Source organism: Microbacterium sp., from assembly GCF_031180975.1.
Taxonomy (GTDB): domain Bacteria; phylum Actinomycetota; class Actinomycetes; order Actinomycetales; family Microbacteriaceae; genus Microbacterium.
In genome coordinates this window covers 58,297-72,996 of record NZ_JAPSLI010000008.1, presented here as the reverse complement: position 1 = coordinate 72,996, position 14,700 = coordinate 58,297, and the positions used below count along the sequence as shown (strand labels likewise).

13 protein-coding genes and 1 tRNA gene are annotated in these 14,700 nt (G+C 70.1%); 10 read left to right on the top strand and 4 right to left on the bottom strand.

All coding sequences use genetic code 11. The features are described from left to right. Window positions 1–55 precede the first annotated feature (55 nt). The 3 genes from RIF65_RS11710 to RIF65_RS11700 all read left to right on the top strand — a co-directional run bounded on the left by RIF65_RS11710 (window position 56) and on the right by RIF65_RS11700 (window position 3,862). Complete coding sequence (locus RIF65_RS11710; RefSeq protein WP_309065744.1) at window positions 56–1,174, top strand: substrate-binding domain-containing protein; 1,119 nt, start codon at window positions 56–58, stop codon at window positions 1,172–1,174. Between the two features lie 79 nt (window positions 1,175–1,253). Beyond that, window positions 1,254–3,059: an ABC-F family ATP-binding cassette domain-containing protein gene (locus RIF65_RS11705; RefSeq protein WP_309065745.1), complete on the top strand. Its 1,806-nt coding sequence runs from the start codon at window positions 1,254–1,256 to the stop codon at window positions 3,057–3,059. 56 nt (window positions 3,060–3,115) lie between these two features. Continuing rightward, on the top strand, window positions 3,116–3,862 hold the full coding sequence (locus RIF65_RS11700; RefSeq protein ID WP_309065746.1) for a class I SAM-dependent methyltransferase: 747 nt from the start codon (window positions 3,116–3,118) through the stop codon (window positions 3,860–3,862). A gap of 40 nt (window positions 3,863–3,902) precedes the next feature. On the opposite strand, the gene RIF65_RS11695 is transcribed toward RIF65_RS11700, so the two are convergent. Further along, window positions 3,903–5,096: a MalY/PatB family protein gene (locus RIF65_RS11695; RefSeq protein WP_309065747.1), complete on the bottom strand. Its 1,194-nt coding sequence runs from the start codon at window positions 5,094–5,096 to the stop codon at window positions 3,903–3,905. 106 nt (window positions 5,097–5,202) lie between these two features. On the opposite strand from RIF65_RS11695, the gene RIF65_RS11690 reads away from it, so the two are divergent. The 3 genes from RIF65_RS11690 to RIF65_RS11680 all read left to right on the top strand — a co-directional run bounded on the left by RIF65_RS11690 (window position 5,203) and on the right by RIF65_RS11680 (window position 7,899). After that, window positions 5,203–6,114: a MetQ/NlpA family ABC transporter substrate-binding protein gene (locus RIF65_RS11690; protein WP_309065748.1), complete on the top strand. Its 912-nt coding sequence runs from the start codon at window positions 5,203–5,205 to the stop codon at window positions 6,112–6,114. Window positions 6,115–6,193: 79 nt separating this feature from the next. Next, entirely contained in the window at window positions 6,194–7,240 is a 1,047-nt protein-coding gene (locus tag RIF65_RS11685; RefSeq protein WP_309065749.1) for a methionine ABC transporter ATP-binding protein, read from the top strand. Then, on the top strand, window positions 7,240–7,899 hold the full coding sequence (locus RIF65_RS11680; protein ID WP_309065750.1) for a methionine ABC transporter permease: 660 nt from the start codon (window positions 7,240–7,242) through the stop codon (window positions 7,897–7,899). Before RIF65_RS11685 ends, RIF65_RS11680 begins: the two co-directional genes overlap by 1 nt. Here the strand turns inward: RIF65_RS11680 and RIF65_RS11675 are convergent, their stop codons facing one another. Genes RIF65_RS11675 through RIF65_RS11665 form a run of 3 tightly spaced genes read right to left on the bottom strand, consistent with a single transcriptional unit; the run spans window position 7,900 to window position 10,097 of the window. After that, entirely contained in the window at window positions 7,900–8,844 is a 945-nt protein-coding gene (locus tag RIF65_RS11675) for a pseudouridine synthase (protein ID WP_309065751.1), read from the bottom strand. It abuts the gene before it with no gap. Window positions 8,845–8,866: 22 nt separating this feature from the next. Continuing rightward, window positions 8,867–9,373 (bottom strand): MarR family winged helix-turn-helix transcriptional regulator, encoded by a 507-nt coding sequence (locus RIF65_RS11670; RefSeq protein WP_309065752.1) that lies wholly within the window; start codon window positions 9,371–9,373, stop codon window positions 8,867–8,869. Between the two features lie 7 nt (window positions 9,374–9,380). Continuing rightward, window positions 9,381–10,097: a FadR/GntR family transcriptional regulator gene (locus RIF65_RS11665; protein WP_309065753.1), complete on the bottom strand. Its 717-nt coding sequence runs from the start codon at window positions 10,095–10,097 to the stop codon at window positions 9,381–9,383. Between the two features lie 126 nt (window positions 10,098–10,223). On the opposite strand from RIF65_RS11665, the gene RIF65_RS11660 reads away from it, so the two are divergent. The 4 genes from RIF65_RS11660 (at window position 10,224) to glmU (ending at window position 14,692) form a co-directional block, all read left to right on the top strand. Further along, window positions 10,224–11,606, top strand: a complete 1,383-nt coding sequence (locus RIF65_RS11660; protein WP_309065754.1) for a GntP family permease — start codon at window positions 10,224–10,226, stop codon at window positions 11,604–11,606. Window position 11,607: 1 nt separating this feature from the next. After that, a complete protein-coding gene (locus tag RIF65_RS11655) occupies window positions 11,608–13,128 on the top strand; it encodes a gluconokinase (RefSeq protein WP_309065755.1) in 1,521 nt (506 codons plus the stop codon). Window positions 13,129–13,188: 60 nt separating this feature from the next. Continuing rightward, a tRNA-Gln gene (locus tag RIF65_RS11650) sits at window positions 13,189–13,260 on the top strand. 1 nt (window position 13,261) lies between these two features. Continuing rightward, complete coding sequence (gene glmU / locus RIF65_RS11645; protein ID WP_309065756.1) at window positions 13,262–14,692, top strand: bifunctional UDP-N-acetylglucosamine diphosphorylase/glucosamine-1-phosphate N-acetyltransferase GlmU; 1,431 nt, start codon at window positions 13,262–13,264, stop codon at window positions 14,690–14,692. The last annotated feature ends 8 nt before the right edge of the window (window positions 14,693–14,700 follow it).

Sequence of the window (14,700 nt, the reverse complement as noted above, 5' to 3'; positions counted from 1 at the left end):
TGCTCGCGCCCTGGGGCGCGCAGAGGGTCCGTCCGTCACCAGAGAAAGAGATCACATGAAGAAGATCATCGTCACGGCGACAGCGCTTGTCGCAGCGGCATCCTTCGCCCTCACCGGCTGCTCGTCCGAGCGCGGCGGCGGCGGCACTGAGCCGGGAGCGGGGGAGGAGACCACCGGTTTCGAGGAGGGCGCCACCATCGGCGTCGCTCTTCCCGACAAGACCAGCGAGAACTGGGTGCTCGCCGGCAAGCTCTTCGAGGAGGGCCTGGCGGATGCCGGCTTCAAGGCGGACGTGCAGTACGCGCCCGCGTCGAACACCGTCGCCGAGCAGCAGAACCAGATCCAGGCCATGGTCACCGGTGGCGCCAAGGTCATCATCATCGGCGCGAAGGACGGCAAGCAGCTGTCCACGCAGGTGCAGGCCGCGAAGGACGCCGGCGCCTACGTGATCGCGTACGACCGTCTGATCGAGAACACCGAGGCCGTCGACTACTACGTCGCCTTCGACAACTTCAAGGTCGGTCAGCTGCAGGGTCAGGCGCTGCTGGACGGTCTCGCCGAGCGTGCGGGCCACGAGGCCCCGTACAACATCGAGCTGTTCTCCGGCTCGCCCGACGACGCGAACTCCGCCGTGTTCTTCAACGGCGCGATGGACGTGCTGCAGCCGAAGATCGACGACGGCATGCTCAAGGTCGTCTCCGGGCAGACCGAGATCGCGCAGACCGCGACCGAGGGCTGGAAGGCCGAGAACGCGCAGCGCCGCATGGACTCGATCCTCACCTCGAGCTACGGCTCCGCCGAGCTCGACGGCGTCCTCTCGCCGAACGACACCCTCGCCCGCGCCATCATCACCTCGGTGCAGCAGGCGGGCAAGAAGGTGCCGGTCGTCACGGGTCAGGACTCCGAGGTCGAGTCGGTGAAGTCGATCATGGAGGGCGTGCAGTACTCCACGATCAACAAGGACACCCAGCTGCTCGTCGAGCAGTCGATCAAGATGGTCGGCCAGCTGCAGAAGGGTGAGGAGGTCGACGTCAACGACACCGAGCAGTACGACAACGGCGTCAAGGTCGTCCCGGCGTACCTGCTCGACCCGGTGATCGTCACGAAGGAGAACGCCGCCGAGGCGTACCAGAACGTGCCGAGCCTGCTGGAGATCGTGAAGTCCTACCAGTAGTCACACGGCCGCGACGAGCCGTCCCGCCCACACCCGGGCGGGGCGGCTCGTCCGTGTCTGCCGTAGCCTGGGAACCGACATGGCACATCTTCTCGGGGCCGAGGGCCTCCACCTGGAATACCCCACCAAGGTCGTCTTCGACTCCATCACCCTCGGCGTCGAGGAGGGCGACCGGATCGGCATCGTCGGCCGCAACGGCGACGGCAAGTCCAGCCTGCTCGCCATGCTCGCCGGGCGGATGGCGCCGGATGCCGGTCGCGTGACGATGCGGGCGGGCACGCGCATCGGCGTGCTCGACCAGGCGGACACGCTCGACGACACGCACACCATCGCACAGGCCGTGGTGGGCGACACGCCCGAGCACGAGTGGGCGGGCGACGCACGGGTGCGCGACGTGATCGAGGGGCTGCTGGGCGACCTGGACTGGCACGCGCCGGTCGTGGACCTCAGCGGCGGGCAGCGCCGCCGCGTCGCGCTCGCCGCGCTGCTGGCCAAGGACTGGGACATCATCGCCCTGGACGAGCCGACCAACCACCTCGACGTCGAGGCGATCACCTGGCTCGCCGCGCACCTGAAGCGGCGCTGGCCCGCGAACGCCGGCGCCTTCCTCGTCGTCACGCACGACCGGTGGTTCCTCGACGAGGTGTGCACCGAGACGTGGGAGGTGCACGACCGGATCGTGGAGCCCTTCGAAGGCGGCTATGCGGCCTACATCCTGCAACGCGTGGAACGCGACCGGATGGCGGCGGCGACCGAGGCGAAACGGCAGAACCTGGCCCGCAAGGAACTGGCGTGGCTGCGCCGCGGCGCCCCCGCCCGCACCAGCAAGCCGAAGTTCCGCATCGACGCGGCCAACCAGCTGATCGAGGACGTGCCCGAGATCCGCGACTCCGTCTCGCTGCAGTCGCTGGCCGTCTCCCGCCTCGGCAAGGACGTCGTCGACCTGCTGGATGCCGGGGTGCGCTTCGGCGACCGGGACGTGCTGCGCGACGTGGAATGGCGTATCGCCCCGGGCGAGCGCACCGGCATCCTCGGCGTCAACGGAGCGGGCAAGTCCACGCTGCTCGGGCTGATCGCCGGCACCGTCGAGCCCACCAGCGGACGGGTCAAGCGCGGCAAGACCGTCAAGGTGCGCACCCTCACCCAACGCCTCGACGAACTCACCGACGTGTGGGAGCAGCCGGTCAGGACCGTGATCGCGGGTCTGCGCACCTCCTACACCTTCGGCGCGGGCTCCAAAGCGCAGGAACTCACCCCCGGCCAGCTCCTGGAGCGGATGGGCTTCACCTCCGCCCAGCTGTCCACGCCGGTGAAAGACCTCTCCGGCGGTCAGCAGCGCCGGCTTCAGCTGCTGCTCGTGCTGCTGGACCAGCCGAACGTGCTCATCCTCGATGAGCCCACCAACGACATGGACACCGACATGCTGGCCGCGATCGAGGACCTCCTCGACTCCTGGCCTGGCACGCTCATCGTCGTCAGCCACGACCGCTACTTCCTGGAGCGCGTCACCGACCAGCAGTACGCGATCCTGGGCGGCCACCTGCGCCACCTCCCCGGCGGCGTGGACGAGTACCTGCGCCTTCGGGCCCTGGAGGTGCGCTCGTCGGGTGAGCAGCGCAATGATCAGGCCGCTCGCGCTGAGTCGCAGGCCGGTCCCGGCCTGGAGGGCGCCGCCCGCCGCACGGCCGAGAAGGAGCTCGCCGCGCTGGAGCGGCGGATGCAGAAGCTGAACGACCAGATCGACCGCGCCAAGCACGCGCTCGCCGACCACGACCAGTCCGACTATGCGGGACTCGGCGAGAAGATGAAGGCGATCCAGGCGCAGCAGGACGAGGTGGAGGAGCTCGAGCTGCGCTGGTTCGAACTCACCGAGCAGCTCGGCTGACCGACGAGCTGTCATCCTTGAGGCAGGGGATGGAGGCACGTGTGACGAATCCGGGGATGTTCCACGCCGCTGACGGGTACGACCGACTGATGGGCCGCTATGTGCCGTCGCTGGCGAGAGTGTTCGCCGACTTCGCGGACGTCCAGGGCGGGCGCCTGCTCGACGTCGGGTGCGGGCCCGGCGGGCTCACCCGCGAGCTCGCCCTGCGCGCGGGCGCGGAGAACGTGACGGCGATCGATCCGTCGCCGCCGTTCGTCGCCGCGTGCCGCGAGCGCGTCCCGGGTGCCGCAGTCTGGGAGGGGGTGGCGGAGGCCCTGCCCTTCGACCACGACGCCTTCGACGCGGCTCTCGCCTCGCTCGTCGTCGGCTTCATGACCGACCCGCAGCGGGGCGTGCGCGAGATGGGGCGGGTGACCAGGTCGGGCGGCGTGGTCGCGCTGTGCGCGTGGGATCGCCCGCGGATGCCGGCCATCGCGCTGTTCTGGGATGCCGTCGCCCGCGCCACGGGCGGATCGCCGACGGACCGTGCGCTCGCCGGGTCCCGGGAGGGGGAGATCGCCGACCTGCTCGAGGCGGCCGGCCTGAGGGACGTGGTGTCGACCGCCCTCGAGTGCCAGGCCGAGTACGCGGACTTCGACGACCTGTGGTCGGGGTACACCGCCGGGATCGGACCCGTCGGGCAATATCTCGTCGGTCTGCCGGGTGAACAGGCCGAGGCGGTCCGGGACGCCCTCCGGGAAAGCGTCCCGGAGGGGCCGTTCGCCCTGCAGGCCGTGGCCTGGGCCGCCCGCGGCACCGTCTGACTGTCACCGCCCGCCGCCGGCCACGAGTTCGTGCGGAACGTCAGCGGCCGGCCGGAGTGGCGCCTGCGCCGGCATGGGCGCGCATCGCCGCGCCCATCCGCTCGATCGCCTCGCGCAGCACGGTCCGGGGCATCGCGAAGATGAACCGGGCGCATTCGGCTCCGGCCGCGCCGCAGGCGATGCCGTCGGTGAGCCCGACACCGGCGTGCCGGCGGAAGAAGGCGGCCGGCTCGTCGACGGCAGTGGCCGAGAAGTCCAGCCAGCCGACGTACGTGCCCTCGGGCACCGTGACGGTCACATCGGGCAGATGCTCCGCGACCAGCCGCACCAGCTCATCGCGATTGCCCTGCAGGTACGAGACGACCTCGTCGAGCCACGGCTGACCGTCGCGGTAGGCGGCGGCGTTCGCCACTGCGCCGAGGTTGGCCGTGCCATGACCGATCCACATGCCCCGCCCGGCGAGCAGCTCCCGGTCGGCGTCGTTGCTGGTGACGAGTTGCGCGCACTTCAGGCCGGGGAGGTTGAACGCCTTCGACGCGGAGGTCGCGGTCAGCGTGTGCCCCGCCGCGACAGGCGACAGGGTCGCGTACGACACCATCTCGGCACCCGGGTAGACCATCGGCGCCCAGATCTCGTCGCTGAACACCCGCCCGCCGTTGCGCGCCACGACCTCGCCGAGTGCCAGCAGCTCGTCGCGCCGGAACACCCGGCCGAGCGGGTTGTGCGGGTTGCACAGCACCAGGCATCCGCCGCCCTCGCCGAAGGCCCGCTGGATGCCGTCCAGGTCGAGGCGCCACACGCCGTCGCGGCGCACCATCGGGACCTCGATCACCTCCCGCCCGAGCATCGGCGGCACGGACAGGAAGGGCATGTACGACGGCGTCGGCACGATGATCTTCGATCCCGGGGACGAGAAGTGCTCGATCGCGACCTGGAACGCATGGATGACGTCCGGCACCGGGAATACGTCGTCCGGGCTGAGACTCCAGCCCTGCCGCGCGCGCAACCGGTCGGCCGTGGCCGCCTTCAGCTCGTCCCACAGGCGCGGCGGCGCGTAGCCGAACGCCCCCTCGTCCACCGCCCGGTGCAGCGCCGCGGAGACCGCCGGAGCCACCCCGAAGTCCATCTCGGCGACCCAGGCGCCGATGGGCGCTTCCGGATCCGACCACTTCAGGCCGCCGCGTGCCTGCAGCTGCTCCACCGTCACGGATTGCATCGTCTGCTCGAGAGTCACCCGGTTCACGTTACCGGCCAGGTGCATGACGTTCTGTGACGGCGCGATTCCGACGGGCCGGGTGCGCCCGCCTAGCGTGGAAGATCCCCCAAGAGAGGAAACCCGCATGTCCCGTCGCACCACTTCCGTCCTGGCCGCGCTCGCCGCGGTGCCGCTGTTCGTCGCTCTGAGCGCCTGCGCCTCCTCACCGGCATCCGATGGGGCGGGTGACGCGGGCGGCGAGGACAAGACCGTCCGCATCGGCGTCGTCGGCAAGAGCGACCCGCAGTGGCCGGCATTCGTCGAGGCGGCGAAGGAGGAGGGCATCATCGTCGAGCTGGTCGACTTCGCCTCCTACGAGCAGCCGAACCCGGCTCTCACCGAGGGTGAGCTGGACCTGAACCAGTTCCAGCACATCGTGTACCTCGCCGGCTACAACGTCGCCTCGGGCGAGGACCTCGTCCCGATCGGCTCGACTGCGATCTACCCGCTGGGGCTCTATTCGCAGAAGTACGAGGACGTGAAGGACATCAAGAAGGGTGAGACCGTGATCGTCCCCGACGACGCGTCCAACCAGGCCCGCGCGCTGCTCGTGCTGCAGTCCGCCGGGCTGATCGAGCTGAAGAGCGGCGGGACCATCTTCTCCGACCTCGCCGACGTCGACGAGAGCGCCTCCAAGGTGAAGGTGACGGCACTCGAGGCCGCCCTGATCCCGAACTCGCTCCCCGACGCGGCAGCCGCCATCATCAACAACGACTTCGTAACCCAGGCCGGGCTGAAGTTCGAGGACGCCATCGCGCAGGACGACCCCGCCGACGAGAACGCACTGCCGTACGTCAACATCTTCGCGGCCCGTGCCGAAGACAAGGACAACGAGACCTACCTGCGGCTCGTCGAGATCTTCCAGACCGACCCGGAGGTGCAGGAGGGCCTGCTCGAGGCATCCGGCAACACGGCCGTCGCGCTGAAGACGCCGGTGGCCGACCTCGAGGCCTCCCTGGAGAAGGTCGAGAAGGACACCGAAGAGCACGAGGGCTGAACCCCTCCGCAATGAGAGAATCGGGCGGCGCGTTCTTTCGCGTCGCCCGATTCGTCACCCACCAGCATCCGGAGCCCCCATGCCGATCGTGAGTCTCGCCGACGTCACGAAGACGTACCCGTCCGCCGATCGACGAGGTGAACAGGTCACCGCCGTCGACTCGGTCACCCTCGACATCGAGCGCGGAGACGTGTTCGGCATCATCGGCTACTCCGGGGCGGGCAAGTCCACCCTGGTGCGGCTCATCAACGCCCTCGAACCGGCCACCAGCGGCAGCATCGTCGTGGACGGCGTCGACATCACCACCCTGCCCGAACGCCGGCTGCGACAGGTGCGCGGCGGCATCGGCATGATCTTCCAGCAGTTCAACCTGTTCTCGGCGAAGACGGTCAAGGCGAACGTCGCCTACCCGCTCAAGCTCGCCGGCTGGTCGAAGGCCGACATCGACGAGCGCGTGGCCGAGCTGCTGCGCTTCGTCGGCCTCGCCGACAAGGCCAAGGCGTACCCCGAGCAGCTCTCCGGCGGGCAGAAGCAGCGCGTGGGCATCGCGCGTGCCCTGGCCACCCGCCCCGCGATCCTGCTCGCCGACGAGGCCACCAGCGCGCTCGACCCGCAGACCACGCACGAGGTGCTGGAACTGCTCAAGCGCGTCAACGAGGAGCAGGGCGTCACGATCGTCGTCATCACGCACGAGATGGACGTCATCCAGACCATCGCCACCAAGGTGGCGGTGATGGAGCGCGGCCGGGTGATCGAGCAGGGCGACGTGTTCGACGTGTTCTCCAACCCGCAGAACCCGGCGTCGCAGCGCTTCGTCGGCACCGTGATCAAAGGCATCCCGTCGCCCGCCGAGAGCGCGGCCCTGCGCGAACGGCACGAAGGACGCCTGGTGACCTTCTCGTTCTCGGACGGCGACGCCTCGCAGGCGCAGGTGTTCCTCGACCTGGCGCAGGCCGGTCTGGAGTTCGAGTTGGTGTACGGCGGCATCAACGACATCCGCGGTCGCGCGTTCGGGCACCTCACGCTCGCCATCCGCGGCGCGGATGCCGCGATCGACGCGGCCCTGGACACCATCCGCGCGCACGCGACGGTGACCGAGATCGAGACCACCGGGGAGGTGCGCTGATGGAACGCCTGAACGAGCTGTGGCCGGAGTTCTGGACGGCCGCCGTCGAGACGCTGTACATGACGACGTACGCACTGGTGCTCGCCGGCATCCTCGGCACCGTCATCGGGATCGGGCTGTACGTCACGCGACCAGGCGGCGTCATGGCGAACAGGGTGATCAACGGCATCCTCGAGCTGCTGGTGAACTTCTTCCGGCCCATCCCGTTCGTGATCTTCATCGCGGTGCTGCAGCCGGTGACCAGAGCGGTGATCGGCATCGGCATCGGCACCACCGCCGGTGCGTTCGCGATCGGGGTCGCGGCGGCGTTCGCGATCGGCCGCATCGTCGAGCAGCACCTCGTGTCGGTGCCGCCCGGCGTGATCGAGGCCGCCAGGGCGATGGGCGCGGGACCGTGGCGGATCCTGTTCACCGTCGTGATCCCGGAGTCCCTCGGTCCGCTGATTCTGGGCTATACGTTCATCATCGTCGCGCTGATCGACATGACCGCGATGGCCGGCATGGTGGGCGGCGGTGGCCTCGGCGCCTTCGCCCAGATCTACGGGTTCCGGCGGTTCGAACCGATCGTCATGTGGGCCGCGATCATCCTCATCGTCGTGTTCGTGCACCTCGTGCAGCTGCTCGGTACGAAGCTGGCCCGGGTGGTCATGCGGCGCTGATCAGGACCGCGCGCGCGGAGCCTCCTGCAGCGTGCGGCGGGAGCGGAAGTCGCGCTCCTCGCCGGTCAGCGGGTCCTCGAAACGCAGCTCGCGCGCGAGCAGCTGCAGGGGCCGGCCGAAGTCGTCCGGCGCCTCCGGCAGCAGCTCGGGGTAGAAGCCGTCGTTCAGGATGCCGGCACCGAGGGCGGCGAGGTGCACGCGCAGCTGGTGCATCTTGCCGGAGTGCGGACGCAGTTGCGTGTGCAGCACGCGGTCGTCCCAGCCGAGCAGCTCGATGAGCGTCTCGGAGTTCGGCTCGCGCTCGTCGTCGACCCGCACGCACACCTGCGCGCGGAGCTTCTCGATGTGGTTGCGGTACACGATCGGGAACCGACGGCCCGCCAGTGCCGGGGACCCCGGGTCCCAGCCCACGGGCAGCGCCGACACCGCCTCGTACACCTTCTCCACCCGGCGGTTCTCGAACAGCAACTGGTACGCGCCGCGCGTCTCCGGCCGGGTGGAGAACATCAGCAGCCCGGCCGTCGCCCGGTCGAGCCGGTGGATCGGGGTCAGCTCCGGGATGCCGAGCAGCCGGCGCAGCCGCACCAGTGCCGAGTTCTGCAGATACTTGCCGCCCGGCGTGGTGGGAAGGAAGTGCGGCTTGTCCGCCACGACCAGGTCGCGATCCTGGTGCAGCACCTCGATCTCGAAGGGGATGTCGCGCTCCACCGGAGGCTCCCGGTAGTACCAGACGAACTCGTGCGCACCGAGCGGCGTCTCGCGGGTGAGCGCCGACCCGTCCCGGGCGACGATCTCGCCGCGGTCGAACCGGCGCAGCAGTCGCTCAGGGTCGAGGTGGAAGAACCGCTCGGCCATGTACGCGCCGACGGTCGGCCACGGCCCCTCCATCGGAACGTGCAGGCGCGTCGCGCCGACCCCGTCGCGCACCGGCAGCGGTGAAGCCATGCCCATCAGCGTGCGCCGTCCGTCACGCGTCGAAGCTCAGGCTCAGCTTGCGCAGCAGTCCGGCGAGCCGCTCGCGGTCGGCACGAGGGAGCGCGCGCAGCAGCTCGGCCTCGGCGTCGACGAGACGGGTGATGGCGGCATCCACCCGCACCCGGCCGTCGTCGGTGAGCGTGACCAGTACGCTGCGCCCGTCGCCGGGATCCGCCTCCCGGCGCACGAACCGGCGCCCGACGAGCCGGTCGATCCGATTCGTCATCGTCCCGCTGGAGACCAGCGTCTGCTGCAGCAGCTGTTTGGGCGAGAGCTGGAACGGGGCGCCGGCGCGGCGCAGAGCGGACAGCACGTCCCACTCCCAGGGCTCGATGTCGCTGCGGCGGAACACGTCGCGTCTCGCGCGGTCCAGGTGGCGGGAGAGTCGGTCGACGCGCGACAGCACTTCCAGCGGCGAGAAGTCCAGATCGGGGCGCTGGCGGCCCCACGCGGCGACGATGCGGTCGACCTCGTCGCCGGGGGCATCGGTCGCGCTCATCCGACCATCATCCCACCGTCGGCGAGCCCTCGTCGCCGGGCCGCAGTTCGCCGAGCACGCCGAGCAGGTGCGAGCGGGAGTGCCGCTCGGCGGCATCCGCGTCCCCGGCGCCGATGTCGACGGCCACCCTGAGGTGGTCCTCCAAGGTGCCCGCGGCGGGAATGGGCGGATGCAGGCCGAGGCGGGTCCGTCCCAGGAGCACCTCCCGGACCGGCACCTGGAGGGCCGCCAGCAGCGGGTTGCCCGACGCGGTCAGCAGCAGCGTGTGATAGTCGATGTCAGCCTGCAGATAGGCGTCATCGAGCGCGCGTCCCCGGCGGCCGAGATCGCCCAGCTCCTCCGCCAGCCGCTGCAGCTCGGTGCGCTGCTGCGGGGTCGCGCGTCGCGCGGCCAGACGCGCCGCCATGGGCTCGACGGCGACGCGCAGCTCCATCAAGGACTCCAGCTGCTGCTGACGGTGCCGTCCGCGGAGATTCCACTGGATCAGCTGCGGGTCCAGCTCGTTCCACTGGTCGCGGGGGAGCACGGTGATGCCGACGCGACGCCGCGAACTGAGCATGCGGATGCTCTCCAGCACACGCACGGCCTCGCGTACGACGGTGCGGGATGCCGAGTACTCCTGCTCCAGCTGAGCGAGGGTGAGCACGTGGCCGGGACGCAGGAGGCCCTGCGCGATGCGGCTGCCGAGGTCGTCCAGAACGTCGCCGTGCAGATCTGCGGCCATCGCTTGCTCCTTCGTTCGCGAATAGGTACTATCTTAGCCAGCATTACGTAGTATCTTTGGCGATGTTTCGACCTCGGACGCGGGGATCGCCGCCAGCTCGCCTTTCAATGGAGAAGTAAGGACGTCATGGAAGACTGGACTCAGACCCTTGGGACGGGCCCGCTGCTCGGCATCGCCGCCGCAGCCGTCGCGCTCATCCTGTTCCTCGTCATCAAGGTGCGCCTGCACGCCTTCCTGGTGCTGGTCGTCGTGTCGCTGCTCACCGCGATCGCCACCGGCCTCCCGCTCGGCGTGCTCGTCAACGAGGTGCTCGTGGCGAGCTTCGGCAGCACCCTCGGCTCCGTCGCACTGCTGATCGGACTTGGCGCCATCATCGGCCGCATGATCGAGTCCAGCGGCGGTGCCCGCGTGATCGCCGAGAAGATGGTGTCGATCTTCGGCGAGAAGCGCGCGGCGTTCGCGCTCGGCATCACCTCGCTCATCCTCGGCTTCCCGATCTTCTTCGACGCCGGTCTCATCGTCATGCTGCCGATCATCTTCGCCGTGGCGCGGCGCATCGGCGGCACGAACCTGCTGCTGTACGGCTTCAGCGGCGCCGCCGCCTTCTCGGTCATGCACGTCTTCCTGCCGCCGCACCCCGGCCCGGTCGCCGCGACAGAGCTGTTCGGGGCGAACCTCGGCATCGTCATGCTCATCGGCCTCGTGATCGCGTTCCCGACCTGGTACGTGTCGGGTTACCTGTGGGGCAAGTTCGTCAACTCGCGGTACCCGATGATCGTCCCCGACCTGTTCGGCGCCAAGGACGACGACCAGCCGGTCAACCCGCCCAAGGTGGGCACCGTGGTGGCCATCCTGCTGCTGCCGATGCTGCTCATCTTCCTCAACACCGGCCTGAACTCGCTGGGCAGCATCGGCGTCGTCGACCGGGACGACACCTGGGTGCAGGCGCTGATGCTGATCGGCACCTCGCCGGTCGCACTGCTCATCACGGCGCTGGTCGCCCTGCTTGTGCTCGGCAAGTTCCGCGGCGAGAACGGCAGCGCCCTGGACAAGCTCGTCGAGGGCACCCTCGGAACGGTCGCCTCGGTGATCCTCATCACCGGCGCCGGCGGCATGTTCGGTGGTGTGCTGCGCGCCTCCGGTATCGGCGACGCGCTCTCCTCCAGTCTCGGAGACCTCGGCATCCCGGTGATCTTCGCCGCCTACCTCATCGCCGTCGCGCTGCGCGTCGCGCAGGGCTCGGCGACCGTCGCACTGGTCACGACCGCCGGTCTGCTGGCACCCGCCGTGATCGACGGCGGCTTCAGCGTCATCGACGTCGCCGCCATCACGCTGGCCGCGGCGGCCGGATCGGTGTTCGCCAGCCACGTGAACGACTCCGGCTTCTGGCTGGTCGGTCGCCTGATGGGCATGGACGTCAAGACCACGCTCAAGACGTGGACCGTCCAACAGGCCCTCGAGTCGGTCGTCGGTTTCGCCCTGGTCCTGGTCATCTACGCGATCTTCTGACATGCACGCCGCACGCGACATCGTCATCGGCATCGACATGGGCACGACGGCGACCAAGGCCGTCGCCTTCTCCCTCGCCGGCGAGCAGCTCTCGACCGCCTCGCAGGGGTACCCCCTCGAGGAGCCGCACCCCGGCCACGCCGTGCAGAACCCGGAGCTCATCCTGGGCGCCGTCTACCAGACCGTGCGCGAAGTGGTCGCCGAGGTCGGCACCGCGCGGATCGCGGGGCTGGCGTTCTCGTCGGCGATGCACAGCCTGATGGCGCTGGACGCGCAACTGAACCCGCTCACTCCGGTGATCACCTGGGCCGACACGCGCGCGTCCGTGCAGGCCGAACGACTGCGCGCCTCCGCCGGCGGACTGGCCCTGCACCGGCGCACCGGCACGCCCGTCCACCCGATGTCGCCGCTCACCAAACTGGTGTGGTTCCGGGAGCAGGAGCCGCGGATCCGCCAGGAGGCGGCGATCTGGGCGGGCGTCAAGGACTGGGTGCTGCTGCGGCTGTGTGGGGCCCTCGTCGTCGACCACTCCCTGGCGTCGTGCTCGGGCCTGATGGACATCCACCGGATGGAGTGGGACGAGGAGGCGCTGTCCATCGCCGGCATCCGCGCCGAGCAGCTGCCCGAGCTCGTGCCGACGACGACCGTCCTGGACGGGCTCACCGAGGAGGGCGCAGCGGCCACCGGTCTGCCGCTGTCCACCCGGGTGGTGGTCGGTGCCGGTGACGGGCCGCTCGCCAATCTCGGCGTCGGCGCGGTGCGCCCAGGGGTCGCTGCCTGCTCGATCGGCACCAGCGGGGCCCTGCGGGTGGCCGTGGACCGCCCTGCCGTCGACCCCCGCGGCGGGGTGTTCTGCTACGCCATCACCGAGGACAGGTGGGTCATCGGTGGCGCCATCAACAACGGCGGTGTCACGCTGGAGTGGGTGCGCAACGAGATCGCCGAGGCCGGGCTGCCGACGGCGGAGATGCTCGATCGGGCCGCCGAGATCCCGGCCGGGTCCGGCGGGCTGCTCATGCTGCCGTATCTGCTCAGCGAGCGCGCTCCGCACTGGAGCAGCATCGCTTCTGGCGCGTACATCGGGCTCACTCGCGCACACACGCGCGAGCACATGGTGCGCGCCGCCCTCGAGGGTGTGGCGCTGCAGCTGGCGCTGGTGCTGCAGTCGATGCGCGCCGCCGGGCTCGAGATCGAGGAGATCCGCGCCACGGGCGGGGTGATGCGGCATCCGCTCTGGCAGCAGACGCTCGCCGACGCGTTCGGCGCCCCGATCGGCCTGCTCGAGGGGCAGGAGGGGTCCGGCTTCGGCGCCGCCCTGCTGGGCATGCAGGCGTTCGGACTCATCGAGTCCATCGACGTCGCCGCGCAGCTCCAGCCGGTCGAACGCAGCATCCGTCCGCGGCCGGCAGAGGCGGCGGTGTACTCGTCGCTGCTGCCGGTCTTCGACGAGCTGTACGACGCGCTGCTGCCCACCTACCACCGTCTCCGGCGGCTCGCGCCGTCGCTGCCGGCGGTGCGCTGACGCGCGTCATGGCAGACTTGTCAGGCGGCCCCGCCGCTCCGACCGGAGCTTCGGCCGCGGTCCGCCGTGGTGTAATGGCAGCACGACAGCCTTTGGAGCTGTGAGGTCTAGGTTCGAGTCCTGGCGGCGGAGCATGACGCAGAACAATCTCGCCATCATCGTCCTCGCCGCAGGCCAGGGCACCCGCATGAAGTCGCGCAGACCGAAGGTGCTGCACGAGATCGGCGGTCGCCCCCTGGTCGGCCACGTGCTCACCACGGCCCGTGCGCTCGAGGCCGCCCACATCGAGGTCGTGGTCCGTCACGAGCGCGACCAGGTCGTGTCGGTGCTCGCCGAGCAGTACCCCGAGGCGGTCATCGTCGACCAGGACGACATCCCCGGCACCGGCCGCGCCGTCCAGGTCGCCCTCGACGCGCTCCCCGCCGACTTCGATGGCGACGTCCTGGTGCTCTCCGGCGACGTGCCCCTGCTCGAGGCCGACACGCTGCGCGCGCTCCTCGACGCGCACCGCACGGCGTCCGCCGCCGCCACCCTGCTCAGCGCCCACCTCGACGACCCGACCGGCTACGGCCGCGTCATCCGCAACGCGGACGGCATCGTGGAGCGCATCATCGAGCAGAAGGACGCCTCGCCCGACGAGGCGGCGGTCACCGAGATCAACGCCGGCGTGTACGTGTTCCGCGCCCCGCTGCTGCGCACCCACCTGGGACGCATCGACCAGAACAACGCCCAAGGCGAGCTCTACCTGACCGACGTGATCGGGCTGCTGCGCGCCGCGGCCGAGCCGGTCGCCGCTCAGCTCGCCCCCGACGTCGCCTCCACGTTCGGCGTGAACGACCGTGCCCAGCTCGCCGAGGCGGGTCGCGTGCTCAACCAGCGCATCGTGCGACGTTGGCAGCGCGAGGGCGTCACGGTCGTCGACCCCGCCACGACCTGGATCGACGACGACGCCGTGCTCGCCCCCGACGTCACGATCCTGCCGAACACGCACATCCTGCGCGCCACGGTGATCGCCTCCGGCGCCACAGTGGGCCCCGACACCTCGCTGGTGGACTGCGAGATCGGTGAGGATGCCGTGGTGCGGCGCACCGACGCCCAGCTCGCCGTCATCGGCGCCGGCGCGACCGTCGGGCCGTTCTCGTTCCTGCGCCCCGGCACCGTGCTGGGCGCCGGCGGCAAGATCGGTGCGTACGTGGAGACCAAGAACGCCCAGATCGGCGAGGGCAGCAAGGTGCCGCACCTGTCGTACGTGGGCGACGCCACGATCGGCCGCGGAGTGAACCTGGGCGCCGGCACCATCACCGCGAACTATGACGACGTCAACAAGCACCGCACCGAGATCGGCGACGAGGTGCACACCGGCTCGCACACGGTGCTCGTCGCGCCCGTTAGGCTGGGTGCTGGTGCGAAGACCGGTGCCGGCGCGGTGGTCCGCAAGGACGTGCCCGCCGGAGCCCTGGCCATGAGCGTGGCTCCCCAGCGGAACATCGAGGGGTGGGTCGAGAAGAACAGAGCAGGCACGGGCGCGGCCGACGCGGCAGCCCGGGCACGATCGGCGGAATAGGCGGGTCC

Coding starts and splice junctions, on each gene's coding strand:
- RIF65_RS11710 (WP_309065744.1), top strand. CDS start 56: ATGAAGAAGATCATCGTCACGGCGACAGCGCTTGTCGCAGCGGCATCC.
- RIF65_RS11705 (WP_309065745.1), top strand. CDS start 1,254: ATGGCACATCTTCTCGGGGCCGAGGGCCTCCACCTGGAATACCCCACC.
- RIF65_RS11700 (WP_309065746.1), top strand. CDS start 3,116: ATGTTCCACGCCGCTGACGGGTACGACCGACTGATGGGCCGCTATGTG.
- RIF65_RS11690 (WP_309065748.1), top strand. CDS start 5,203: ATGTCCCGTCGCACCACTTCCGTCCTGGCCGCGCTCGCCGCGGTGCCG.
- RIF65_RS11685 (WP_309065749.1), top strand. CDS start 6,194: ATGCCGATCGTGAGTCTCGCCGACGTCACGAAGACGTACCCGTCCGCC.
- RIF65_RS11680 (WP_309065750.1), top strand. CDS start 7,240: ATGGAACGCCTGAACGAGCTGTGGCCGGAGTTCTGGACGGCCGCCGTC.
- RIF65_RS11675 (WP_309065751.1), bottom strand. CDS start 8,844: ATGGCTTCACCGCTGCCGGTGCGCGACGGGGTCGGCGCGACGCGCCTG.
- RIF65_RS11670 (WP_309065752.1), bottom strand. CDS start 9,373: ATGAGCGCGACCGATGCCCCCGGCGACGAGGTCGACCGCATCGTCGCC.
- RIF65_RS11665 (WP_309065753.1), bottom strand. CDS start 10,097: ATGGCCGCAGATCTGCACGGCGACGTTCTGGACGACCTCGGCAGCCGC.
- RIF65_RS11660 (WP_309065754.1), top strand. CDS start 10,224: ATGGAAGACTGGACTCAGACCCTTGGGACGGGCCCGCTGCTCGGCATC.
- RIF65_RS11655 (WP_309065755.1), top strand. CDS start 11,608: ATGCACGCCGCACGCGACATCGTCATCGGCATCGACATGGGCACGACG.
- glmU (WP_309065756.1), top strand. CDS start 13,262: ATGACGCAGAACAATCTCGCCATCATCGTCCTCGCCGCAGGCCAGGGC.